Annotated in this window: 19 protein-coding genes; 12 read left to right on the top strand and 7 right to left on the bottom strand. The window is 63.0% G+C overall.

All coding sequences use genetic code 11. The annotated features are described in order from the left end of the window. The first annotated feature begins 42 nt into the window (after nucleotides 1-42). From D460_RS0130780 to D460_RS0130760, 5 genes are all read left to right on the top strand, one after another. Nucleotides 43-1,488 carry a transporter substrate-binding domain-containing protein gene (locus tag D460_RS0130780; protein WP_018902468.1) on the top strand — a complete coding sequence of 482 codons (1,446 nt, stop codon included), beginning with the start codon at nucleotides 43-45 and terminating at the stop codon, nucleotides 1,486-1,488. 114 nt (nucleotides 1,489-1,602) lie between these two features. Beyond that, nucleotides 1,603-2,244, top strand: coding sequence for an alpha/beta family hydrolase (locus D460_RS0130775; protein WP_018902466.1), 642 nt, complete (start codon nucleotides 1,603-1,605; stop codon nucleotides 2,242-2,244). Nucleotides 2,245-2,401: 157 nt separating this feature from the next. Continuing rightward, complete coding sequence (locus D460_RS0130770) at nucleotides 2,402-3,310, top strand: glycine betaine ABC transporter substrate-binding protein (protein ID WP_280741340.1); 909 nt, start codon at nucleotides 2,402-2,404, stop codon at nucleotides 3,308-3,310. Nucleotides 3,311-3,402: 92 nt separating this feature from the next. Further along, nucleotides 3,403-4,017 (top strand): L,D-transpeptidase, encoded by a 615-nt coding sequence (locus D460_RS0130765; RefSeq protein ID WP_155947899.1) that lies wholly within the window; start codon nucleotides 3,403-3,405, stop codon nucleotides 4,015-4,017. A 65-nt stretch (nucleotides 4,018-4,082) separates the two neighbouring features. Beyond that, nucleotides 4,083-4,400, top strand: a complete 318-nt coding sequence (locus D460_RS0130760) for a hypothetical protein (protein WP_245267847.1) — start codon at nucleotides 4,083-4,085, stop codon at nucleotides 4,398-4,400. A 56-nt stretch (nucleotides 4,401-4,456) separates the two neighbouring features. Here the strand turns inward: D460_RS0130760 and D460_RS0130755 are convergent, their stop codons facing one another. The 4 genes from D460_RS0130755 to D460_RS0130740 form a co-directional block, all read right to left on the bottom strand. Further along, nucleotides 4,457-6,700 carry a glycoside hydrolase family 2 TIM barrel-domain containing protein gene (locus tag D460_RS0130755; RefSeq protein WP_018902462.1) on the bottom strand — a complete coding sequence of 748 codons (2,244 nt, stop codon included), beginning with the start codon at nucleotides 6,698-6,700 and terminating at the stop codon, nucleotides 4,457-4,459. A 90-nt stretch (nucleotides 6,701-6,790) separates the two neighbouring features. Continuing rightward, nucleotides 6,791-7,702, bottom strand: coding sequence for an SMP-30/gluconolactonase/LRE family protein (locus tag D460_RS0130750; RefSeq protein WP_018902461.1), 912 nt, complete (start codon nucleotides 7,700-7,702; stop codon nucleotides 6,791-6,793). Nucleotides 7,703-7,815: 113 nt separating this feature from the next. After that, a complete protein-coding gene (locus tag D460_RS0130745; RefSeq protein WP_018902460.1) occupies nucleotides 7,816-8,637 on the bottom strand; it encodes an SDR family oxidoreductase in 822 nt (273 codons plus the stop codon). Nucleotides 8,638-8,738: 101 nt separating this feature from the next. After that, the gene (locus D460_RS0130740; RefSeq protein WP_018902459.1) at nucleotides 8,739-9,926 is read right to left on the bottom strand and encodes a phytanoyl-CoA dioxygenase family protein; all 1,188 of its coding nucleotides are present in this window, start codon (nucleotides 9,924-9,926) and stop codon (nucleotides 8,739-8,741) included. A 105-nt stretch (nucleotides 9,927-10,031) separates the two neighbouring features. On the opposite strand from D460_RS0130740, the gene D460_RS0130735 reads away from it, so the two are divergent. From D460_RS0130735 to D460_RS0130710, 6 genes are all read left to right on the top strand, one after another. Next, the gene (locus D460_RS0130735; protein WP_018902458.1) at nucleotides 10,032-11,048 is read left to right on the top strand and encodes a LacI family DNA-binding transcriptional regulator; all 1,017 of its coding nucleotides are present in this window, start codon (nucleotides 10,032-10,034) and stop codon (nucleotides 11,046-11,048) included. Nucleotides 11,049-11,140: 92 nt separating this feature from the next. After that, nucleotides 11,141-12,361 (top strand): adenylate/guanylate cyclase domain-containing protein, encoded by a 1,221-nt coding sequence (locus tag D460_RS0130730; protein WP_018902457.1) that lies wholly within the window; start codon nucleotides 11,141-11,143, stop codon nucleotides 12,359-12,361. A 153-nt stretch (nucleotides 12,362-12,514) separates the two neighbouring features. Continuing rightward, nucleotides 12,515-12,946, top strand: a complete 432-nt coding sequence (locus D460_RS0130725; RefSeq protein WP_018902456.1) for an OsmC family protein — start codon at nucleotides 12,515-12,517, stop codon at nucleotides 12,944-12,946. Between the two features lie 350 nt (nucleotides 12,947-13,296). Next, the gene (locus D460_RS0130720; RefSeq protein ID WP_018902455.1) at nucleotides 13,297-13,905 is read left to right on the top strand and encodes a TetR family transcriptional regulator; all 609 of its coding nucleotides are present in this window, start codon (nucleotides 13,297-13,299) and stop codon (nucleotides 13,903-13,905) included. A gap of 56 nt (nucleotides 13,906-13,961) precedes the next feature. Continuing rightward, nucleotides 13,962-15,110, top strand: a complete 1,149-nt coding sequence (locus D460_RS0130715) for an efflux RND transporter periplasmic adaptor subunit (protein WP_018902454.1) — start codon at nucleotides 13,962-13,964, stop codon at nucleotides 15,108-15,110. Nucleotides 15,111-15,134: 24 nt separating this feature from the next. Beyond that, nucleotides 15,135-18,281: an efflux RND transporter permease subunit gene (locus tag D460_RS0130710; protein ID WP_018902453.1), complete on the top strand. Its 3,147-nt coding sequence runs from the start codon at nucleotides 15,135-15,137 to the stop codon at nucleotides 18,279-18,281. 256 nt (nucleotides 18,282-18,537) lie between these two features. Here D460_RS0130710 and D460_RS0130705 read toward each other — a convergent pair whose 3' ends face one another. The 3 genes from D460_RS0130705 to D460_RS0130695 all read right to left on the bottom strand — a co-directional run bounded on the left by D460_RS0130705 (nucleotide 18,538) and on the right by D460_RS0130695 (nucleotide 21,522). Then, nucleotides 18,538-19,458: an ROK family protein gene (locus D460_RS0130705; protein ID WP_018902452.1), complete on the bottom strand. Its 921-nt coding sequence runs from the start codon at nucleotides 19,456-19,458 to the stop codon at nucleotides 18,538-18,540. Nucleotides 19,459-19,531: 73 nt separating this feature from the next. Continuing rightward, nucleotides 19,532-20,866 carry an ATP-binding protein gene (locus tag D460_RS0130700; protein WP_018902451.1) on the bottom strand — a complete coding sequence of 445 codons (1,335 nt, stop codon included), beginning with the start codon at nucleotides 20,864-20,866 and terminating at the stop codon, nucleotides 19,532-19,534. Then, a complete protein-coding gene (locus D460_RS0130695; protein ID WP_018902450.1) occupies nucleotides 20,863-21,522 on the bottom strand; it encodes a response regulator in 660 nt (219 codons plus the stop codon). Before D460_RS0130695 ends, D460_RS0130700 begins: the two co-directional genes overlap by 4 nt. Nucleotides 21,523-21,771: 249 nt before the next feature. Between D460_RS0130695 and D460_RS0130690 the strand changes: the two genes are divergently transcribed. Then, nucleotides 21,772-22,722, top strand: a complete 951-nt coding sequence (locus D460_RS0130690; protein ID WP_018902449.1) for a sugar-binding transcriptional regulator — start codon at nucleotides 21,772-21,774, stop codon at nucleotides 22,720-22,722. Nucleotides 22,723-22,747 lie beyond the last annotated feature (25 nt).

Raw genomic sequence — 22,747 nt, 5'->3', positions numbered from 1 at the left:
CCGCAGCGCTCATCGGATGATGGCCTAGGCTGGGAGGCTGCAATGAGGTTCCATTTGAAGGCGGCGCTCACTCTGGTCGCGGTCGTGGCGCTCTTCGCCCCCATGGCTGCCGAAGCTCGTGAGCCCGCAGCCCGCTCCCTGATCGAAAAGCACGTCATCGATCTCCAGGCGATGAAGGAGCGCCGCATCGTTCGAGTGCTCGTGCCGTTCAGCAAGACGGTCTATTTCATCGATAAGGGGCGCCAATTCGGGACGGCGGTGGAATTCGGGCGGGAGCTGGAGAAGGTCCTGAACAAGGATCGCAAGAAGCAGATCGATCATATCACCATCGTCTTCGTGCCCATGCCGCGCGACAGGTTGCTGCCGGCGCTCAACGAAGGTCTCGGCGATATCGTCATGGCCAACCTCACCGTGACCGACGATCGTTTGAAGGAGGTCGATTTCGCCGATCCGCTCTATAGCGATGCGCAGGAGGTCTTGGTCGCCGCCCCTGGAAGCCCAGCGCTGGAGAACATCGATGATCTCTCGGGCAAGCATGTCGCCGTCCGGCCATCGAGCAGCTATCACGAGCATCTGCTGGCGAAGAACAAGGAACTGGCCGCCGCCGGCAAGCCGGAGATCGTCATCGATCCGATGGATGAAAGCCTGGAGGATGAAGACCTGATGGAGATGGTCAACGCCGACCTTCTGCCCTTCACCATCGTCGACCGATACAAGGCCGACATCTGGTCGCATGTCTTCTCCGACATGAAGGTACGCGATGATGTCGTCTTGTCATCTGAAGGGAAGATCGCCTGGGCCATCCGCAAGAACAGTCCCGAGTTGATGATGGAACTGAATGCCTTCGTGGCAACGCACAAGGTGGGCACCACCTTCGGCAACATCTTGCGCAACAGCTTCTTCAAGCAGGACAAGATCGTCAAACGCGCCTATTCGCCCTCGGACGTCGAGCGCTTCCAGACGCTCATCGAGATATTCCGCAAATACGGCGACACCTACACATTCGATTACCTGATGCTGATGGCCCAGGGCTATCAGGAATCGCAACTCGACCAGTCCCGGCGCTCACCGCGCGGGGCGGTCGGCATCATGCAGATGCTGCCATCGACGGCCAAGGACAAGGTCGTCGGCATCAGCGGCATCGAGAAGGACCCGGATCGCAATGTCGAGGCGGGCGCCAAATATCTGCGGCATCTGATCAAGACATATATCGACGATGAGGCCCTTTCGCCGAAGGACCGACAGCTTTTCGCTTTTGCGGCCTACAATGCCGGTCCCGGCAATCTCCGGAAATTTCGAGAGAAGGCAAGGACGATGGGGCTCGATCCCAACGTCTGGTTCGGGAACGTCGAAAACGGTGCGGCTGCGATCGTTGGACGCGAAACGGTGCAATATGTCAGCAACATCTACAAATACTACGTCGCCTACTCGCTGCTCGTCGATCGGATGGGTGAGCGAAAGCAGGCGGGCTTGCCGCGGGCGGATTAGCTGTCCTCGGGATCTGTTTGCAGCAATCCGGTGAGCAACCAATTGCCGGACATCAAAGCCCCAGCTGGACACGCCCCCTGTCGGCGCGCGGACTTATCCTGTAATGAGATCGGCATGAGCACGTCTTTCCTGTCTGCCGGTCCCGACAACGCCCCCGTGACGATCCTTCTCGCGCATGGTGCCGGCGGTGCCATGGATTCCGCGGGCATGGAGCGGTTTTCCGAGGCTATCGCTGCGGCCGGAATGCGGGTCGTTCGGTTTGAGTTCGGTTACATGGCCGAGCGGCGGCGATCCGATCGGCGTCCGCCGCCGCCCAAGGCGGAGACGTTGATCCCGGAATATCTGGCGGCGGTTCGTGACCTTGGCGCCAGCGGTCCGCTTGTCATCGGCGGCAAGTCGATGGGTGGGCGGATTGCCAGCATGGTTGCGGATGATCTCTATCGCTCGGGCGATATCGCCGGATTGCTGTGCCTTGGCTATCCGTTCCATCCGATGGGAAAGCCGACGCAATTGCGCACGGCGCATCTGAGCGCGATCGAGACGCCGACACTGATCTGCCAGGGGACGCGGGATGCGTTCGGGACGCGCGAGGACGTCGCGGGCTATTCGCTTTCGCCCGCGATCGATATCTTCTGGCTCGAGGATGGCGATCATGATCTGAAGCCGCGCAAGGCTCTCTCCGGCTTCTCGGCGGCGGATCATATGGCGGCGATGGCATCGCGCGTCGGCGCATGGGCTTCCGGCCTGCGGCGTTGATCTTCCTTTTCTAAAACACTCTACGCTTGACTAACCGCTCCCGCTTCTGCATCCTTGCGTTGAAATATCAGCATGCGATCCGATCAGTGTCTGCCGAGGGGGGAACATTGTGAGAGATGATGCCGGTTGCGGCGTTTTCGTCGTTTTATTGTCCGTCTTGGGGGCTGGGGCGCCTGTCCTTGCGGATGATCTCAAGATCGCCATGCCGAACTGGCCATCCGGTCAGGCAACGGCTTTTATTCTCAAGGTCGCGATCGAGAAAGAGTTCAAACAGCCTGCTCTCGTCCAGGAAATGGGCACGCTCAACGCCTTTGCCGGGCTGGAGAAGGGGAGCGTCGACATCCACCCGGAGGTCTGGCAGCCCAATCTCGCCGATGTCATCGAGAAATTCGTGACCGAGAAGGGTGTGGTCGTTCTGGCCAAGCACACGGTTCCTGCGTGGCAGGGCATCTGCGCGACCCCTGCGGCGGCTGAGAAGGGGATCACTGATATCGCCGATCTCAGCGATCCTGAAAAGACCAGTCTTCTCGATACGGATGGCGACGGCAAGGGGGAGATGTGGATCGGTGCGCCGACATGGTCGTCGACGGGGATCGAGCGCGTGCGGGCGAACAGCTACGGTTACGCCAAGACGATGACACTGGTGGAGGCCGAGGAAGAGGTGGCGATGGCCGGCATCGATGCTGCGGTCGCGACCGGCCAGCCGGTGGTGTTCGCCTGCTATGCGCCGCATTTCGTCTTCGATCTGCACAAGATCGTCAGGCTTGAAGAACCCAAGCACGATGCGGCCAAATGGTCGTTGGCAAGTGCGACCGATCCGCTTTGGATCAAGAAGTCCTCGGCCTCGACGGCCTGGGACACGGCGACCTTTCGTATCGCCTATTCAACAGCGCTTGCCAGCAAGCACCCGGAGATCGCGGCCTTCCTCGAAAAGGTCGACCTGACGCCGGAGGAGGCGACGGCGATGAGCTATGCGCTCGAGGTGGAGCGGCAGGCGCCGCTCGGCTATGCCAAGGCGTGGGTGGAGCGCAACGCGGCGCGGATCGATGGGTGGGCGAAGCCATGAGGGTTCGGTCTTCTTCTCTGGCGAAATGCAATCGGACGTTCAGCTGGGTAAGCCGGCGTTTGCGCAAGGGGCTGCCGGTTGCGGCGGCCGCGATGTTGCTTGCGCCCGTCATCGTGCTGGCGCAGACGCAGATCTATGACGCCAAGACGCGAACATGGGTCGATTACGACAACAAGAAGGCCCGGCAATATTACGCGCGCAACAAGCAATCGCCGGAGGCCTTTCGCAGGCAGATGGTGACATTTCGCACCGCGGAGCCGCCGGGGACGATCATCATAGACGGCAACCAGCATTTTCTTTACCTCGTGCAGCCGGGCGGGCAGGCGATCCGCTACGGCATCGGTGTCGGCCGCGATGGGTTCGGCTGGGCGGGGATCGTCAGGGTCGGGCGCACGGCCGAGTGGCCGGTATGGACGCCGCCGGCCGAAATGGTGGCGCGCGATGCGAATGCGGCAAAATGGGCGGCCGGCATGCCGGGTGGGCCAGAGAACCCGCTCGGGGCGCGGGCGCTTTATCTCTACGCCGGCGACCAGGACACGATCTACCGCATTCACGGCACGGCCGAGCCCTGGACGATCGGGCTCGACGTGTCGTCCGGGTGCATCAGGCTCAACAATGACGATGTGACGGACCTGCATTCGAGGGTTCAGATCGGCGCCAAGGTCATCGTGCTCATGCAGGGGGCCGCGCTTTACAAGGGTATCTGATCGATAGCGCCGGCATTGGTCGGGGATTGATCAGGCCTCAAATTATCAACGTCTGGAGGGGACAGATGTCGAGAGAAGAGTTGAAGCGAGGCGGTCGGGCTCTTCTGGCCCTGGCCGGACTGTTGTCGTTGGGCGCCTGTACGCCCGCGCCGCCGCCACCAGAAGCCATGGCGCGTACAACACTGATGACGGCGCCGGCAGATCTGCAATTGCTTTGCGCGAATGCGGTGACAAGCAGCGCCGGAGCCGGCGTCAAGGTTCTGCCGACAGGCTCACGGCTACAGCCGGATGGGACGTTCGCCGTCGATCTGGATGCAGGCGGTAAGAAATACTCCTGCATTGTCGACAACAACGGCAGTGTTCGCTCGGTCGCTCCGGTCTGAGCGCCGTAGGGAACGCATCGAGCCCTGGCTTATGAAGACCGGGGCTCTGGGCGCCGTCACACGGCGGCAAGCGTCAGTGTGACTTTACCGAAGCGGGGGCAGGTGGCTTCCAGCGTGATCTCGCCGGTCAGGCCCGTGGTCTCGATCCAGAGACCAGCCGTGCCGCCCTGGAGCGGGATGGTGCTGGGGCCGACAATCTTTGCCGGGCCCTTAAGGCTGATCGTGACGACTTCATTCAGGAAGGGCAGGCGCTGGCCCTGCTGGTCCAGCGCGCGCAGAACGACGCGGGTGGTGTCGCGTTCGCGTGCCTTCAGCCGGATGCTGTCGGCCACCACCTGCAGCGTCGTCGGCAGCGGATCGGCGACCAGCGTCAGCTGCGCGACGGGCGCGCCGCCGACATAGCCGGTGAAGCTGCCGTCGATCCATTTCTGGCCCCAGATGCCGAGTTCGTCGGCGGTGAAGTGGCGGTGGTCGAAGACCACAGGCGGATGCGGCAGGTGCGGGAAGTTCTCGTAGTCGGGGCCGACGCGCTTGGTCACCGAGCCATAGGTCAGCTCGACCTCGTCGCAATTCGTCAGCACGATCAAAGGGAGCACGCCGCCGATATTGCGCTCGCCGCGTGCCCAGAAAGTCACCGGCTTCATGATGACGTCATCGGACGGTTCGCACTGGCTGGCATAAGCGTAGGCGGCGAATTTCGGTTCGCGGAACATGTCCATGACGCCGTGATAGCAGATGCGGTCGCCGGAGCCGAAATCCTTGTGGGTGTTGTAGTCGAACATGCACCAGCCGATGGCGCCCGCTATGTCGGGATCGCCATAGGCGGCATTCAACACTTCGAGGTGGCGGCGGACATGTTCGGCCTGGCGCGCTTCCTGGTCGTAGATCTTGGTCGGGTACATGTGACCACCGAATTCGGTGATCATGTAAGGCACCTTGTAGGAGAGGCCGGTGCTCTCCTGCTGCGGGCGCAGCGGCGTGCGCGGGCGGTTGGTGCCGGGCAGCTCCTCGTTGCCGAGGATGAAGTCGTTCATCGTGTAGACGTCCTCGAGCAGCTCGCTATCGGTGATGTAGCGAACGCCGCCGGTCGGGCGGGTGGGGTCTAGCTCGCGGGCAAGCCGGTTGGTCTCGGCGTAGAAATGGTGGCTGTCCTGGCTCTCGTTGATGCGCACGCCCCAGATGACGATCGACGGATGGTTCCAGTCGCGCTCGATCATCCGGCGGACGTTGCGGATCGATTCATGCTGCCATTCCTGGTCGCCGATGTGCTGCCAGCCGGGGATCTCCTCGAACACGAGCAAACCGATCTTGTCGCAGCGGTCGAGAAACCACTTCGACTGCGGATAGTGCGAGGTGCGGACCATGTTGCACTTCAGCACGGATTTCATGATGTCGGCGTCGCGTTCCTGCGCGGAGCGCCCGGCGGCGTAGCCGACATAGGGGAAGGATTGATGGCGGTTGAGCCCGCGCAGCTTCAGGGGGCGGCCGTTCAGCCGGAAGCCCTCAGGGGTGAACTCGGCGGTGCGGAAGCCGAAGCTGGTCGTCAGCCTGTCGGAACCGTGGCTGGTCTTCAGCTCCACCGTCATCCGGTAGAGTTCCGGATTGTCGATATCCCAGAGAGCGATACCGGTCAGGCCGCTGAAATCGAGCGTTGCGTCGTCGCCGGTCGTGTCCGCTGACGCGGTGGCAAGCACGTTTCCATCGATATCGGCGAGCGAGGCCGTCAGCGTTGCCAGGAAGTGCACGTTGCGGGGGTTGGAGAGATGGACGCGGACGGAGGCGGACTTTTCTTCCGAGAGCACATCCGTGGTCTCGATCTTGACGTTGTGGATCGAGACGGGATCGGTGACCTTCAGCCAGACCTCGCGATAGATGCCGGCGTAAGTCAGGTAATCGATCGCGCCGCCGAAGGGCGGGATGGCGGGGTTCTCGCTGCCGTCGATGGTGACTGATATCAGGTTGTCGCCGCGTTGCAGGCCGTTGGTCAGGCGCGCCTCGAAGGGGGTATAGCCATCCTTGTGGGCGATGATTTCCTCGCCGTTCAGATAGACCACGGCGTCGGCCATGGCGGCGTCGAACACAAGCGAGACCTCGCGGCCCTCGAATTCCGGCATCCAGCGCAGCAGTTTCTGATAGGTGAAAGCGCGCTGATAGCTCGCTTCATCGAAATAGTTGAACGGGAGTTCAACCGCCGTATGCGGCAGGTTGACGATGAAGCGGCCGTCGAAATCGCGCAGCAGATGCTGGCCGGCACCCTCATGGAAAGCCCAGGATTCGTTATAGGGAACGATGGAACGCATGTCAGTCTCTCACGGCAGTAACGGTATCGGGGACGGAAGCGCAACCGGACGCAGCAAGTGGCCCGGCGCGCTTTCAATGTCAGTTTTGGCTTACGGGTACTGGGCGCCGTTGGTCGTCGTGTAAATGGCGTAGACCGATTGCGTCGCGGTTATGAACAGGCGGTTTTTCTTCTGGCCACCGAAGGTGATGTTGGAGACCGTCTGCGGAACCTTGATCTTTCCGAGAAGGGTGCCGTCTGGCGCGAAGCAGTGAACGCCGTCGGCGGCACTGCTCCAGAGGTTGCCGGCAACGTCGAAACGGAAACCATCGGGCACGCCGTTGTCGATCGAGCAGAAGTAGCGGCTGTTGGTCAGCTTGCGGTCGTCGACGACGTCGAAGACGCGGATATGGCGCGGCACCTCGTGGTTCGAGGAGCCTGAATCGGCGATGTAGAGCTGCTTTTCATCCGGCGAGAAAGCAAGCCCATTGGGCTGGATGAAGTCGGTGGCGACCGCTTCGATTTCGCCGGTTCCGGCATCGATGCGGTAGACGTTTCTGGTTTCCTGCTCGGGCTCGGCCTTGTGGCCTTCATAGTCGGACATGATGCCGTAGCTCGGATCGGTGAACCAGATGGAGCCGTCGGAGCGGACGACGACGTCGTTGGGAGAATTCAGGCGCTTGCCCTTGTAGCGATCGGCGAGCACGGTGATGCGGCCATCAGGTTCCGTGCGGGTGACACGGCGGCCGCCATGTTCGCAGGAGACAAGCCGGCCCTGGCGATCGCGGGTGTTGCCGTTGACGTAGTTGGATGGGGAGCGGAAGACCGAGGCGCCGCCATCGGGCACCCAGCGCATGATGCGCTCGTTGGGGATGTCGCTCCAGAGCAGGCAGTTGAGATCGGAGAACCAGACGGGACCCTCGGCCCAGCGGCAACCGGAATAGAGTTCTTCCAGCCTGGCGCTGCCCGCGATCAGGCGATTGAAACGATCATCTCTGATGTCATAAAGCGCATCTTGCGACACAGGCTGCTCCTCCCAAAGCGATTTGATCTCCTTCGTAAACGTAAACGAAGCGACGTGCCAGAGCCCGGCGGCGCAAAAGGCCGAGGCTCTGGTGTTTTTGGCTTTGGCATGTTTCAGAGTGGGACTTGCGGGTGCGGCGAGCCGTCGTAGGCACCCCAGATAGATTGGTCGAAGCAGATCATCGAGCCGGTCATCAGGCCGGATTCGGGCGATGAGAGATAGGCGCAGGCGCGGGCCACTTCCTCGGGGTCGACGAGGCGGCCGAAGGGCTGGGCGGCGGCGGCTTCGTCCAGCCAGTTGGCGGCGGCGCCGTGGAACTCGCGTTGAATGCGGTCCTCGCCTTCCGAGGCCATCCAGCCGATGTTCAATCCGTTGACGCGGATGCGGTTGCGCAGCAGCGCGTAGGCGGTGTTCTTGGTCAGCGTTTCGAGCGCGCCCTTGGAGGCGCAATAGGCGGCGATGAAGGGCTGGCCGGCCTTGGCCGACATCGAGCCGATATTGACGATCGTGCCTTCGGTTTTTTCGCGGCGCATGATTTTCACGCTTTCCTGGATCAGGAAGAAGGGCGCGCGGACGTTGATCGCGAACATGGCGTCGAAGAGTTCGGGGCTGGTGTCGAGAATGGTGCCGCGATCGGTGGTGGCGGCGGCGTTGACCAGCGCATCGACGCGGCCGAAAGCCCTGTCGCAGGCCTGCACGACCTTGCTGGCATCCTCCACCTTCGAGAGATCGGCCTGGACATAGACCACCTCGGCGCCGGTCGCGCTTGAGATCTCCTCGACCTTTGCGCGGCCCTTGTCGGCGTTGCGGCCGCAGATGACGATGCCCTTGGCGCCGCGCTCGGCAAACAGCCGGGCGATGGTGGCGCCGAGGCCCTGCGTGCCGCCGGTGACGATGGCGATCTTGCCGTCGAGGCGGCTGTGGTCTGTGCTCATATATGGTTCCTCCCAATAATCTGTGACTGATGATGCGCGAATGGCCCCTCGCGATGCGAGAGGCCTTTTTCGTTGTTGCAATTGAGTGCCGTGCTGCGTGCTCAGCTCAGCTTCTTCTCCGCCTGTTTGGCCAGTGCCTCGGCGAACATCTCGTCGCTCCAGCCCGCAGCCAGCGCCTCGTGCATCAGCTGCGCCTGCGTCTTCGGCGCGAGGCCGCCGACCGGCGGGTCGCGGTCGAGGTTGGTGGGGAAGGAGTAGCCCTCGGCGCAGGCCGCCACCGCGTTAGCGATTTCGGCTTTCGAGAGCGTGTCGGAAAGTCGCTTCAGCGCTGGGAAGAGGGTGGCGCTCATGCGCTGGCGGTCGACCGTTTCCATGGCGCGGCCGAAGGCTGAGGAGACCTGCAGCAGGTTGGCGACGCGCTTGATGTCGGCCGAGCGGTTGGTGCCGGCGGCATGGAAGAGCGCCGGGTTGAAGAAGACGACGTCGCCCTTCTTCAGCGGCAGCTGCACGTGGTTTTTCTCGAAATAGTCGCGGAATTCCTGGCGCTTGAGGGCGAGATAACCGGGCACATAGGTCTGGCTGTTCGGCAGGAAGAGCGTCGGTCCGCTTTCGAGCGGCATGTCGCAATGGGCGACCGCGCCCTGCAGCGTCAGCACCGGCGAGAGCCTGTGGACGTGGACGGGAAACTGCTCGATCACCTGAGAGGACTGGAAGCCGAGGTGATAATCACGGTGCGCGGATTGGGCAGCGCCACCGGGGTTCACGCGGTTGACCTGCGCCGTCATCTGGTAGCTCGGGCCAAGCCATGCCTGGCTTGCCAGCGCCACGATCGGGTTGGCGTAGTATTCGGCGAAATTGTCGGGGTCGGCGAGGCAGTGTTTTTCGAGCGAGTTCCAGATGCGGTCGTTGGCGCCGGCCTTGGCGAAGTGATCACCGCCGCCGGTCGACGTGCGGTGCTGTTCGGTAATGATGTCGTCGAAGATCTTGCTGGTGCGGTCGATGACGCCGGTGTCCTCATAGGCGCCGGTGAAGACGACGACGCCGGGGCCCTCGGCGAAGGCTTCGCAGATCTCGGCCAAGAGCGCGCGCTTGCCCTCGGGATCCGCGATGACAGCCCTCACATTGCGGCTGTCATAGATCAGCACGTTTTTCTCGACCGCGGCTGCATTCGGGTAATCGGCGAGCGATGTTGTCTTTTCGGCCAGCGCCCGGAAGTCGTCGAGATCGCAGGCATCCTCGGTGAGCCAGACGCGGTCGGCGCGCAGCTTCTGCAGATTGTCGGTTTTCATCAGATGCTCCTCCATTCCTGATGAAGGCACTATACGGCGCGGCGAGGGCTGTGATAGATCAGGAATCCATCAAAAATACATCAAATTGGATCGGAATCTCACGGCATGGCGCATGTCTTTCTCGTCAAGGATATCGCCTTTCAGGCGGGCTTGAGCACGGCAACGGTGGATCGGGTGCTGAACGGCCGGCCGGGTGTGCGGCGGCAGACGGAGCTGCGGGTGCGGGCGGCGATCGCCGAGCTTGAGAAGCAGCAGACGGAGGTGGCCGCGGGCGGGCGGACGATCGCGATCGACATCGTGATGGAAACGCCCGAGCGCTTCAGCACGACGGTCCGCGCCGCCTTTGAGGCTGAAGTTGCGACCTTTCTGCCGACGGTGTTTCGCTGCCGCTTTCACTTCGCCGAGGTGATGAAGCCGGCGGAGATCGTCCAACTTCTCGACCGGATACGGCTGCGCGGCACCAAGGCGGTCGTGCTGAAGGCGCCGGATGTGCCAGAGATCGACACCGCCGTGTCGCGACTGGAGGAGGCGGGCATCCCCGTGGTGACGCTGGTGACCGACCTGCCCAATTCGGCGCGGATCGCCTATGCGGGAGCGGATAACCGGGCAGCGGGCGAGACCGCTGCCTATCTGATCGGCGAGCGGTTTGCCGGCGCGCCCGGGCGGGTGTTGGTGACGCTCTCGAGTGGGCGGTTCCGTGGCGAAGAGGAGCGCGAGATCGGCTTTCGCCGGGTCATCCGCGAGCGATACCACGAGATCGGCATTACCGAGATCAGCGAAGGGCACGGAACGGACGCGGCGACCGGCATTCTGGCGGCGCGGGCGATCGCGGCCGACGAGACGATCGATGCGGTCTATTCGATCGGCGGCGGAAATCGCGCGGTGCTGGCGGCATTCGAGGCGGCGGGGCGGCCGATCCGGGCGTTCGTCGCGCATGATCTCGATGCCGATAACCGCGCGCTCTTGAAAGCCGGCAAGATCGGCTTCGTACTGCATCACGACCTGCGCTCCGATGCGCGTACGGCGTTCCGCGCTGTGATGAGCCGCGGTGTTTCCGGACGTATCGCGCCGGCATCCTTGTCGGCGGTGGAAATCATCACACCTTACAATATGCCGGTATGAGATTGCGGCGGGACATGACGTTTGTCAGCTTTGCCGTTCCGTCGGTCGTCAAATCACGGTAAGGCTTGCGTATCAGACAAGGTGAATGTGGCATGGAATACAGTGATATCGGTACGGTTGCGACGTGGCTGACGGAGCAGGGTCTGAATGGCGCGACTGAAACAGAGTTGCTGACCGGCTTCTGCGACACCTGCCGCAGGCTTGGCCTTCCGCTAGACCGCAGCCTGGCGCTGATGGATACGCTGCACCCGGTGCATGAGGGGCGCGCCTTTCGCTGGGATAGCGAGCAGGATGTCGAGCCCGAGTTTGCCTATGGCCCGATGGGCGGCGATGGGAACTCGCTGGAAAACTGGCAACGCTCGGCATTCTATCATCTTTGGACAGGCTCCGAGAACGAGGTTCGCCGGCGGCTCGCGTTCGGTGATCCGGCCGATTTCTATATGCTGGATACGATGCAGGCGGAAGGGCATACAGATTTTGTCGCGATGGTGCGCAAGTTCGACAAGGCCGGCACGATCGGCGAGATGGATTGCTTCTTCGTGCATTTCGCCACACGCCATCAGGAAGGGTTTTCCGATCAGCATATGATGGTGCTGCGCAAGCTGGCGCCGGTTCTGGCGCTGGCGATCAAGTGCATCGCGCTCGGGCGCATCGCCCGCACGATCGCCGAGGTCTATCTCGGCGAGGATGCGGCGCGCCAGGTGCTGGATGGCAAGATCAGCCGGGGCAAGTCGGAGCGGATTTCGGCGGTGCTGTGGTTCTCGGATCTGGTGAACTACACGAAGATCTCCGACAGCGCCTCGCCCGAGGAAATCCTGCCGATGCTGAACGCCTATAGCGATCTCGTCATCACGGCGGTGCATGAGGCCGGCGGCAATGTGCTGAAGCTGATCGGCGACGGGGTGCTGGCGATCTTCAAGGCCGACGCGCCGGCCGACGCCTGTTCGGCGGCGCTGAAGGCCGAACGGGTGTTGCACGAGCGATTGGTGACGCTGAACAATGAGCGCGCCTTCGAGGAGCGGCCGACCACCGACGTCTATATCGGCCTGCATATCGGCGACGTGTTCTACGGCAATATCGGCAGCCAGGAGCGGCTCGACTTCACGGTCATCGGCCCCGCCGTCAACGAGGTCAGCCGCATCGCCTCGCTTTGCCGGTCCGTCGATTTCAACGTGCTGATGTCGTCCGATTTCGCCGCCGCCGTTCCTGAAGCCGAGCGCGGGGCGTTGGCCTGCGTCGGGCGCTACGCGCTGCGCGGCGTGCAGCGGCCGCAGGAACTCTTCACGCTGGAGACGGCGGGCACGATCCGCTGATCAGCGCAGCACGGATGCAATCAAATTTTACAAGACTGTCGCCTTCCTGGATTAGAGGCTTATATGCTCGGGCGAAGGGGTTTTCGCGCCTCTTGACCGGATGACGCGGCGGGTCGCTGCGTTGGAGAACACTCAGTCCAACAGGAGAACGGCATGCAGATCAATCGCACAGGTTCCGCACAGTGGTCGGGCGGCATCAAGGACGGCAAGGGTCAGATCTCGACGCAGAGCGGCGCGCTCAAATCCTACCCCTATGGCTTTGCCAGCCGCTTCGAAGGTCTCCCGGGCACCAATCCCGAAGAACTGATCGGCGCCGCCCATGCGGGCTGCTTCACCATGGCGCTCTCGCTCATCCTCGGCGAGGCCGGCTTTACCGCAACCAGCATGGAAACGACGGCGAAGGTGACGCTCGAGAGCGTCGAGGGCGGCTTCGCGATCAGCGCCATCCTCTTGACGCTGCGCGGCACGGTCCCGAACTGCGACGAGAAGACCTTCATCGAGCTGGCCGGCAAGGCCAAGGCCGGTTGCCCGGTTTCCAAGGCGCTGGCCGCGGTGCCGATCACGCTGGATGCGCAGCTGGCGTAAGCGGGTATTTATCGATGGTTTGAGATGCCGCGGTGCCTTGCGCCGCGGCATTTTTCGTTTGTGGGTGTGGCGAAGACCCCTCCCCAACCCCTCCCCACAAGGGGGAGGGGCTAACTCGTGGCATCGTACGTGCCCAATGCCCTCACAGCGGCGGTTGAGAGCTTGCGGCTTTGGGCAAGACATCGTGCCCAGCAAAGCCCCTCCCCCTTGTGGGAGGGGTTGGGGAGGGGACTTTTGCGAGGGCGAGGAGGGGGATCTGCCGCAACGCAAAAGATTGACAATCGTCTCCTGATGCCTTACGACTGACGAAATTCAAAAATCGTCAGTCGTAAATCAACACGGCAGAGATCATGAGCGACACCGCTGAAAGCATTCTCGAAGCGACAAGACAGGAGAATGCGACCCGCATTCTCGATGCGGCCGAGCGGCTGTTTCGTCACTATGGCTACGCCAAGACCACGGTCGCCGATATCGCCCGCGATCTCGGCATGTCTCCGGCCAATGTCTATCGCTTCTTCTCCTCGAAAATAGAAATCCACCAGGCGATCTGCGGGCGCATGCTCGCGGCCAGCTACCAGCAGGCCTACGAGATCTGCCATCTGCCGCTCAGCGCTTCCGAGCGGCTCAGCCGCTTCGTGCGCGGGCAGTACCAGATGACGGTCGAGACCATGCTCGACCAGGAAAAGGTGCACGAGATGGTGGTCGTCGCCATCGAGCGTGACTGGCATGTCATCGAGAGGCACGTCGACAGCATTCACGATCTGCTGGCCGAGGTGATCCGCGAGGGTATCGAGACCGGCGAGTTCGTCGATCAGGATCCTGCCGTCGCGTCGCGCTGCTTTGGCGCCGCCACGGTGACGCTCTGCCACCCGATCATGGTGGCGCAATGTCTTGCCAAGACCAACCGAGCGACGGTGGACGAGCTGATCGACTTCTCCATCAGGGCTCTGAAGAAATAATCCGGCGGTACAGCCGCCAATCTATTCAACACACAAACATACCGGGAGTGCGAAAGATGATTTCGCTGAAGACAGTCAAGTTGCCGTCCGTTGCCAGTCTGGTCCTTGTCGGTGCCGTTTCGCTCGCGCTTTCAAGCTGCAGCGAAGAGAAGAAGGCAGAGACCAAGGAGATCCTGCGGCCGGTCAAGGTCGTGGAAATCGCCAAGGCCGGCGAGACCCGAGCGCTCGATTATTCCGGTGCGGTGAAGGCGCGCGTCGAGATGAACCTCGGCTTTCGCGTGGCCGGCAAGATCACCGAGCGACGCGTGAATATCGGCGACCGTGTCCAGCCGGGTGACGTGATCGCGCGCATCGACGCCACCGACTACGAGCTCGCGACGAAGACGGCGGAAGCCAATCTGGCGGCGGCCGAAAAGGGCGTCGGCACGGCGGATCTCGCCAACAAGCGCGCTCAGCAGCTGTTCGACAAGAGCGTGACGGCGAAGTCGCAGCTCGAGCAGGCGTCGCTCAGCTATGACCAGGCCGTCTCCACGCGCGACGCGGCTCGCTCCTCTCTCGATCAGGCGAAAAACCAGGTGAGCTACGCCGAGCTGAAGGCCGACCAGAGCGGCATCGTGACGGCGATCAGCGCCGATACCGGCACGGTCGTCGCCGCCGGCACGCCTGTTGCGACCGTCGCGCTCGACGGCGAAAAGGAAGTGCAGATCGCGGTGCCTGAGAACGACATCGCCGAGTTCAAGCCGGGCAAGACGGTCAAGGCGAGCTTCTGGTCTTCGGCCAAGCTGGTGCTCGACGGCAAGGTGCGTGAAGTCTCCGGCAGCGCGGACGCGCAGTCGCGCACATTCGCTGTTCGTGTGAGCCTGCCGCATGACGATCGCGTCCTGCTTGGCATGACGGCGACGATCGAGGCCAGTGTCAGCAACGCCAATACCCATGTCGCCATCCCGCTCGCGGCGCTTGCCGAGAAGGATGGGAAAAAGATCGTCTGGGTGGTCGATCGCGACCAGCAGACCGTGCATCCCCGCGACGTCACGATCGCCGATTTCACCGGTGACGGCGTCAATATCGCCGACGGGTTGAAGACCGGCGATCTCGTGGTTGCCGCCGGCACGCAGTTCATGACCGACAATCTCAAGGTCAAGCTGCCGGGCCAGCAGTCGGCATCCGCCGAAACTGCGGCCGAGACCGGCGACGTCGTTCGCTAAGCGGTCAGGAGAGGGAACGGGACAATGGACAACTCCACCACCGAGAAGAAGCCCTTCAACCTGTCGCGCTGGGCAATCGGTCATCCGAGCATCGCGCGCTTCCTGTTCGGCCTGATCCTCATCACCGGCGTGCTCGGGCTGATGCGCATGGGGCAGAAGGAAGACCCCGATTTCACCTTCCGCGTCATGGTGGTGCAGGCCGTGTGGCCGGGCGCCTCGATCCAGGAAATGCAGGATCAGGTCGTCAACAAGATCGAGCGCAAGCTGCAGGAAACCCCGCATATCGACTGGGTGAAATCCTATACGCGCGCCGGCTCCGCCGTCATCACGCTGCAGATCAAGGGCGATACCAACGGTGCTGAAGTCGCCGACGCCTTCTACCAGGTGCGCAAGAAGGTCGGCGATATTTCCAACGAGCTGCCGTCAGGCCTGCTCGGCCCCTATTTCAACGACGAGTTCGGCGATACTTTCATCACGCTGCAATCGATCAGCGGCGATGGCTACAGCTATCCGGAACTGAAGAAATTCGCGATCCAGGCGCGCGACATGCTGCTGACGACGCCGGGGGTCGAGAAGGCCGTGATCATCGGCGATCAGCCGGAGAAGATCTTCATCGACGTGTCCTCGCAGGCGCTTGCCGAACGCGGCCTGACGATCGTCGACCTGCAGAACGCCATCAAGGGCCAGAACAGCGTCGACCCCGCCGGTTCCGTCGATACGGGCACGCGCTCGGTTCGCATCGCCGTCGAAGGCGACGTGACCAAGGCCGCGGATATTCGTGAGCTCCGGCTCAAGGCCGGCAACCAGGTGACCCGCCTCGGCGATATCGCCACCGTCTATTCCGGTCTCGAAGATCCCTATCAGCGCAAATACCGCTTCAATGGTCATGAGAGCGTCCAGGTCGGCGTCGTCATGGCCAAGGGCTACAAGGTCACCGATGTCGGCAAGGATGTCGAAGCGACCTACAAGCGCTTCGAGGAATCGCTGCCCTACGGCGTCTCGGTCGATCAGATCTCCAACCAGCCCGACGTGGTGACCGATGCGGTCAGCGAGTTCATGCATGCGCTGGGCGAAGCGCTGGCCATCGTTCTCGTCGTCTCGTTCCTGTCGATCGGCTGGCGTTCGGGCCTCGTCATCGCGATTGCCATTCCGCTGGTGCTGGCTGCCACCTTCGCCATCATGTACGAGCTCGGCATCGACCTGCAGCGCATTTCGCTGGGTGCGTTGATCATCGCGCTCGGCCTGCTTGTCGACGACGCGATGATCGTGGTCGAGTTGATGGAGCGAAAGCTCGAAGAGGGGTTGGTGAAGATCGAGGCGGCGAGTTTCGCCTATTCGTCCACCGCCTTTCCGATGTTGACGGGCACGCTGATCACCACGGCCGGGTTCATTCCGGTTGGCTTCGCGGCCTCCACCGCGGGCGAGTATGTTCGCACGCTGTTCTACGTCGTCGGTATCGCGCTCGTGGTCTCGTGGTTCGTCGCGGTCTATTTCACGCCGTGGCTCGGCTACATGATCCTGAAGCAGCGCCAGCATGCCGGCGGCGCGCATCATGATGCCTTCGACACCAGCTTCTATCGACGGCTGCGATCGACGGTCGGCTGGGCCGTGCGCCATCGGATCATCGTGGTTGCGATGACGCTGGTCACCTTCGCCACCAGCCTCTGGGCCTTCCAGTTCATTCCGCAGAACTTCTTCCCGCAGTCCTCGCGCCCCGAAATCCTCGTCGATCTCTGGCTGCCAGAGGGCACCAGCATCAAGGAAGTCGAGACGCAATCGAAGGCGCTCGAAGCCAAGATCATGGACGACAAGGACAAGAAGTTCGTCGCCACCTATATCGGCGAAGGCGCACCGCGCTTCTTCCTGCCGCTCGACCAGCAGCTTCCGAACCCGAATTTCGCGCAGCTGCTGATCATGGCCAATGACGAACCGGCCCGCGAACGACTGATCGTCAAGCTCAGGACCATTCTTGCCGAGGACTTCCCCGATATCCGCGGCAAGGTCGATCGTCTCTTCCTTGGCCCGCCGACCGGCTGGCCGGTGCAGATGCGCGTCATGGGTCCGGATCGCCAGGAAGTGCGCAAGATCGCCGACGAGGTGAAGGCGAAGTTCCAGGAAAATCCGCTGCTCGGCGCCATCCACGACGACTGGCTGGAGCAGGTGCCGGCAATGAAGCTGGTGATCGACCAGGACCGCGCCCGTGCGCTCGGCGTCACCTCGCAACGCGTCCGCCAGATGCTGCAGACGGCGATGTCCGGCGCGCCGCTCGACGATTTCCGCGATGGCGAGGAGACGGTGTCGATCGTCGCCCGCGAGCCGGAAGCCAATCGCTCGCTGCTGTCGGCCGTCAACTCGGTCTACGTGCCGACGGATTTCGGCGGCTTCGTGCCGGTCTCGCAGATCGCCAAGGTGGTGCCGGTTCTCGAGCAGGGCATCGAATGGCGGCGTGACCGCCTGCCGACGATCAGCGTGCGCGCAACGCTGCCTGATGGCGTGCAGTCGAACGACGTGGTCATGAAGATGTATGCCGACCTGCAGCCGCTGCGCGACAGCCTGCCTGCCGGCTACAAGGTGGAGATCCAGGGCGGTGCCGAGGATTCGGCCGAAAGCCAGGCCTCGATCGCCGCCAAGGCGCCGATCATGCTCGTCGTGATCGTGCTGCTCCTGATGGCGCAGCTGCAGCACTTCGGCAAGGCGATGCTGGTGCTGGCGACCGGTCCGCTTGGGATCATTGGTGCCGCAGCAGCTCTCCTGATCTCCGGCGCGCCGTTCGGCTTCGTCGCGATCCTCGGCGTCATCGCGCTGCTTGGCATCATCATCCGCAACTCGATCATCCTGATCGATCAGATCGACCAGGACATCAAGGCGGGCATGCATCGGCAGGAAGCGATCGTCGGCGCGGCCGTGCGCCGTTTCCGCCCGATCATGCTGACGGCGCTGACGGCGGTTCTCGCGCTGATCCCGATCTCGCGCGGCGTCTTCTGGGGCCCGCTCGCCTACGCCATGATGGGCGGCATCCTGGTCGCGACCGTGCTGACGATCCTGGTTCTGCCGGCGGCCTATGCGCTGTTCTTCGGCAAGGAGCCGAAGGGCAAGGAGGATGAGGCTGTGTCATCCGGTGAGGATGACGCGGTTGATCACCGGCATCCGCCGGCGATGGCGGCGGAGTGAGAATGCGGACGGCGCGGTGAGAACCGCGCCGTTTTTGGTTTGTGCGTATGGGGCTAAAGCTTCCTCAAAGTTCGTGACAAGTCCCCTCCCCAACCCCTCCCCACAAGGGGGAGGGGCTAAGTCGTGGCACCGTCCGCGCAAGGTCGCGCAACTGGCGATCTTTGAGAGGTTTCTGTTTCGTAGAGAGGGCGCGCCCAGCGAGCCCCTCCCCCTTGTGGGGAGGGGTTGGGGAGGGGACTTTTGTCCTAGGTAGCCTCTACCCCACCATCTCCGCTTCCGCCTTCAATCCCAGCAACGCCGCCCCAATCAGCCCGGGTTCAACACGGCATTCGCTGCGCACGACCAACGGTCGGTCGAATTTGCGCAGGATGCGCTGGCGCACGGCCTTGTCGAGTTCATCCAGCAGCGGCTCTACATTGGAGAGGCCGCCGGCGACGGGGACGATGGTGGCGCCGGTGATGTTGACTGTTAGCGCCAGGGGGGATGCGAGGAGATCGATAAAGACGTCGATCGTGCGGGTCGCTTTTTCCTCGCCGCGCAGCCACTGGCCGATGATCTCCTCGCTGGTGAAATCGAGGCCGTGCAGCGTCTTGTGCAGGCGTTCCATGCCGCGCGCGCCGCCGACGGAATCGACGCAGCCGCTCTGGCCGCAGCCGCAGGCATAATGCGGAATCTCGACCGGCGGGTGGCCTGCGCGCAGCGCGACGATCGGGCCGTGGCCCCATTCGCCGGCAAAGCCGCCCGCCTCGTTGATCAGCCGGCCGTTGGCGATCACGCCGCCGCCGACGCCGGTGCCGAGGATGACGCCGAGCACGATGCGGTGGCCGCGACCGGCGCCAAGGCCGGCTTCGGCCATGGCGAAGCAGTCGGCGTCATTGGCGACCAGCACCGGCACGCCGAGCTCGGCCTGGAGATCGGCGGCGATGGTGCGCTGGTGGATGCAGGGAATGTTGGCGCAGGTGAGCAGCTGCGTATCGGGATCGACGACGCCGGCGATCGAGATCGACAGCAGTGTCGGCGTGCCGCCGGCCTCCGCGATGAAGGTTCTGAGCGTATCGACGAAGGCGCCGAAATCATCGAGGGGGGTAGGACGGCGGCCGAGCGGCGTGATCTCGGTTTCGGAAAGGGCAACGCCGCCCTTGATCGCCGAGCCGCCGATGTCGAAGGAGATGATCATTCGTATTCTGCTTGTTCCAAACGGTTAGAATCTGCTCGCATCGTTCGGTGCGATTTGCAAGCCCAAACCCTGATCAGGCAGGCAGCGTGATGCGGGCCTCGAAGCCTGAGTTTTTACCGCTGGCGGGAGACATCAGGTCGAGCGTTCCGCCCATCTGCGAGACGATGCGCTCGGCGATTGCCAGGCCAAGGCCGGATCCCGATGCGCTGGTATTGCCGCGCCGGAAGCGCTTCTTCAGCGTCGCGATATCGCTTTCGGCTACCAAAGGTCCGCCATTGACGACGCGGACGACGCCATGCTCGTCAAGGCTGACATCGACCGGTAGCTCCGGGTCGCCGTGGACCAAGGCGTTTTCGATGAGGTTGCGCAGGATGATGCCGAAGGCGTCCATATCGGCGTTGCGGACCAGCTTTGTCGCAGGCGCGGCGGTGTAGCGCAGGCGACCCTGCGAGCGGCTGTCGCGTTCGTAATCGGTGACGATCATGTCGAGCACCGGGCGAAGGTCCGTCGCCGTGGCGCTGCCGCCGATGCCGGCCTCGGCGCGGGCAAGCTGCAACAGTTTTTCGGCGAGGCGCCCGAGATTGACCAGCGAGCTCTCGATCTGGTTGGCGCGGGTGCGTGTCGGGCCGGGGGGCAGTTCCTCGGCAAGACGCTGCGTCTGCGCGAGCGCACCGGCGATCGGCGTTCTGAGTTCGTGGGCGCTGTTGGCGGTAAACTCGCGCTCGGCCTCAAGCGCGGAGCGCAGGCGCCCGAGCAGAAGGTTGACGGAGCGAGCGATCGGCTTCAGCTCCTTCGGCAGGCCGGTGCTCTCCAAGGCCGCCAGGTTGCCGCCGTCCTTAGTGCCGATATCCTGGCGCAGCGTGTCCAGCGGCTTCAGCGCGCGGCCGACGATGAACCAGATGGCGAAGATGCTGGCCGGGATCAGCGCGATCAGCGGGATGAGCAGGGTGACGGCGCTTTCGCGCACGGCTTCGCGCCGGTTCTTGAAGCGGTCGGCGACCTGCAGGAAGAGCGTGCCGTCGGATGTCTTTTCCGTATAGATGCGCGCCGTGTCGCTGTCGTAGAAGCCCGGCTCGAGCGGCGCCGGGAAGGGCTCCGACAGGGCGTCGTTGGAGCGCAGCACGACTTTTCCGGAGGCGTCGCGCACCTGGTAGGTCAGATATTCCCGATTGGCTGATGTGTTCAGCATGGCGACGCCATGCGGATCGCTGATGCCGCGCTGGTCCATGTCGTCGAGGATCAGCGCCAGCAGGCGTTCGGTGGTTTCCTGCTGGGCGCTGTCGAAGATCTCGTCGAACTCATGCTGCATCACGCGGATGCTGAGGCCGATGGCGACGAGCCAGAAGACAACCATCACCGTGGTCAGCGCGGTGATGAGCGGGCGGGTGATACTGCGTTCGCGCTTCATTGTGATCCGAGTGTGTAGCCGATGCCGCGCGCCGTGCGGATGCGATCCTTGCCGATCTTCTTGCGCAGGCGGCTGACATAGACCTCGACCGTGTTGCTCTCGATTTCCGAGCCGAAGGCGTAGAGCGCCTCCTCGATGCGGTCCTTGGAGACGATCGCGCCGGGCCGCGCGGTCAGGAGGTCGAGCACCGCCCATTCGCGGCTGGTGAGGATGACCGAGGCACCGTCGACGGAGAGCTTGTGCTGCGGCCGGTTGATTTCGATATCGCCGATCTGCACCACCGGGTGCGGGTTGGCGTCGTAGCGGCGGGCCACCGCCATGATGCGGGCTTCAAGCTCGCCAAGGTTGAAGGGCTTGACGAGATAGTCGTCGGCGCCGGCGTTCAATCCCTCGATGCGGTCGGAGATCTGGTCGCGGGCGGTAAGGATGATCACGGGAGCGCGGATGTCGCGGCTGCGCAGCTTGCGCAGGAAATCGACGCCGCTGCCATCGGGAAGATTGAGGTCGAGCAGCACCAATCCGTATTCGACGGGACCCGTGGCGGCTTCCGCGTCGGCGAGGTTCTTCACCCAATCGACGGCATGGAAGGACGCGGCGACGTGATCGCGCACGGCCTCGCCAATCATCTTGTCGTCCTCAACCAGCAGAATTCGCACGATATTTCCCTCTAGGACACAGTTAGCGCGGTGTTCGATGTCAGGTCAAGCATGGCTTTGCCGGCAAAGATGGCGGCGCGATGGCGGGGTGCGGCACCATCCACTGCTTGCATCGGGACTAAAATAGATTGCGCAATTTCTCAATGCACTCGACATTTGCCCGAATTTTGTTTTGATCTGGCGCGAACATAGCTTCAACCACATGCTTTGCCGGCGAAAGCCGGCCCAGTCGCGCGCAATGGATAGTCGATGGTGAAAAGGTCCGAAACTTCTGGTCGTCTCGATGACGCGGCGCGCGCCGGCTGGCTCTATTACGTGGCCGGGCGCACGCAGGACGAGATCGCCTCGTCCATGGGGATTTCGCGACAATCGGCGCAGCGGCTGGTGTCGCTTGCCGTGGCCGAGCGACTGATCAAGGTGCGGCTCGATCACCCGATCGCCGCCTGTCTGGAGCTAGCCAATGCCGTGCGCAACAAATACGGGCTGCGGCAGGTGGATATCGTGCCGAGCGATCCGGGCGCCGGTGCCGCGACCGTCGGCATCGCCGAGGCGGCGGCGGCCGAGATCGAGCGCTGGCTGAAGAAGGCCGACCCGATCGTGCTCGCCGTCGGAACCGGACGAACGCTGAAGGCCGCGGTCGATCAGCTGCCGGCGATCGAATGCATCAACCACCGCATCGTCTCGCTCACCGGCAACATCGCGCCTGATGGTTCGGCCGCCTATTACAACGTCATTTTCAGCATGGCCGACGCCGTCAAAGCACGGCATTTTCCGATGCCGCTGCCGGTTCTGGTCACCTCGGCGGAAGAGCGCGAGACATTGCATGCCCAGCAACTGGTGCGCTCGACGCTCGACATGAGCGCGCAGGCCGACGTGACCTTCGTCGGTATCGGCGAACTCGGCATCGACGGACCGCTCTGCGTCGACGGCTTCCTCGAGAAGGGCGAGATGATGGAGCTGATGGACAATGGCGCCGTCGGCGAGATCTGCGGCTGGATTTTCGACAGCGAAGGCAAGCTGCTCGACAACCCGATCAACGAGCGCGTCGCGTCCGCTCCGATCCCCTCGCGCGAGACCTCGGTGGTCATCGGAATCGGCAAGGGCAAGCGCAAGATGAAGGCAATCAAGGCGGCCGTTACCGGTCATCAGATCAACGGTTTGATCACCGATGAAGAGGTGGCCGAGTATTTGCTCACCTAGTGGGCAAAAATTTATTTCCTTTTGA

Origin of the sequence: Rhizobium sp. 2MFCol3.1, assembly GCF_000377565.1 — a bacterium.
GTDB lineage: Bacteria > Pseudomonadota > Alphaproteobacteria > Rhizobiales > Rhizobiaceae > Rhizobium.
Note: the sequence above shows the minus strand (reverse complement) of the source record. Positions and strands in the feature narration are given on the sequence as shown.

Bases quoted from the DNA above. Each gene is read 5' to 3' on its own strand.
- D460_RS0130780 (WP_018902468.1), top strand. From the start codon at position 43: ATGAGGTTCCATTTGAAGGCGGCGCTCACTCTGGTCGCGGTCGTGGCG.
- D460_RS0130775 (WP_018902466.1), top strand. From the start codon at position 1,603: ATGAGCACGTCTTTCCTGTCTGCCGGTCCCGACAACGCCCCCGTGACG.
- D460_RS0130765 (WP_155947899.1), top strand. From the start codon at position 3,403: ATGTTGCTTGCGCCCGTCATCGTGCTGGCGCAGACGCAGATCTATGAC.
- D460_RS0130760 (WP_245267847.1), top strand. From the start codon at position 4,083: ATGTCGAGAGAAGAGTTGAAGCGAGGCGGTCGGGCTCTTCTGGCCCTG.
- D460_RS0130755 (WP_018902462.1), bottom strand. From the start codon at position 6,700: ATGCGTTCCATCGTTCCCTATAACGAATCCTGGGCTTTCCATGAGGGT.
- D460_RS0130745 (WP_018902460.1), bottom strand. From the start codon at position 8,637: ATGAGCACAGACCACAGCCGCCTCGACGGCAAGATCGCCATCGTCACC.
- D460_RS0130740 (WP_018902459.1), bottom strand. From the start codon at position 9,926: ATGAAAACCGACAATCTGCAGAAGCTGCGCGCCGACCGCGTCTGGCTC.
- D460_RS0130735 (WP_018902458.1), top strand. From the start codon at position 10,032: ATGGCGCATGTCTTTCTCGTCAAGGATATCGCCTTTCAGGCGGGCTTG.
- D460_RS0130730 (WP_018902457.1), top strand. From the start codon at position 11,141: ATGGAATACAGTGATATCGGTACGGTTGCGACGTGGCTGACGGAGCAG.
- D460_RS0130725 (WP_018902456.1), top strand. From the start codon at position 12,515: ATGCAGATCAATCGCACAGGTTCCGCACAGTGGTCGGGCGGCATCAAG.
- D460_RS0130720 (WP_018902455.1), top strand. From the start codon at position 13,297: ATGAGCGACACCGCTGAAAGCATTCTCGAAGCGACAAGACAGGAGAAT.
- D460_RS0130715 (WP_018902454.1), top strand. From the start codon at position 13,962: ATGATTTCGCTGAAGACAGTCAAGTTGCCGTCCGTTGCCAGTCTGGTC.
- D460_RS0130710 (WP_018902453.1), top strand. From the start codon at position 15,135: ATGGACAACTCCACCACCGAGAAGAAGCCCTTCAACCTGTCGCGCTGG.
- D460_RS0130705 (WP_018902452.1), bottom strand. From the start codon at position 19,458: ATGATCATCTCCTTCGACATCGGCGGCTCGGCGATCAAGGGCGGCGTT.
- D460_RS0130700 (WP_018902451.1), bottom strand. From the start codon at position 20,866: ATGAAGCGCGAACGCAGTATCACCCGCCCGCTCATCACCGCGCTGACC.
- D460_RS0130690 (WP_018902449.1), top strand. From the start codon at position 21,772: ATGGTGAAAAGGTCCGAAACTTCTGGTCGTCTCGATGACGCGGCGCGC.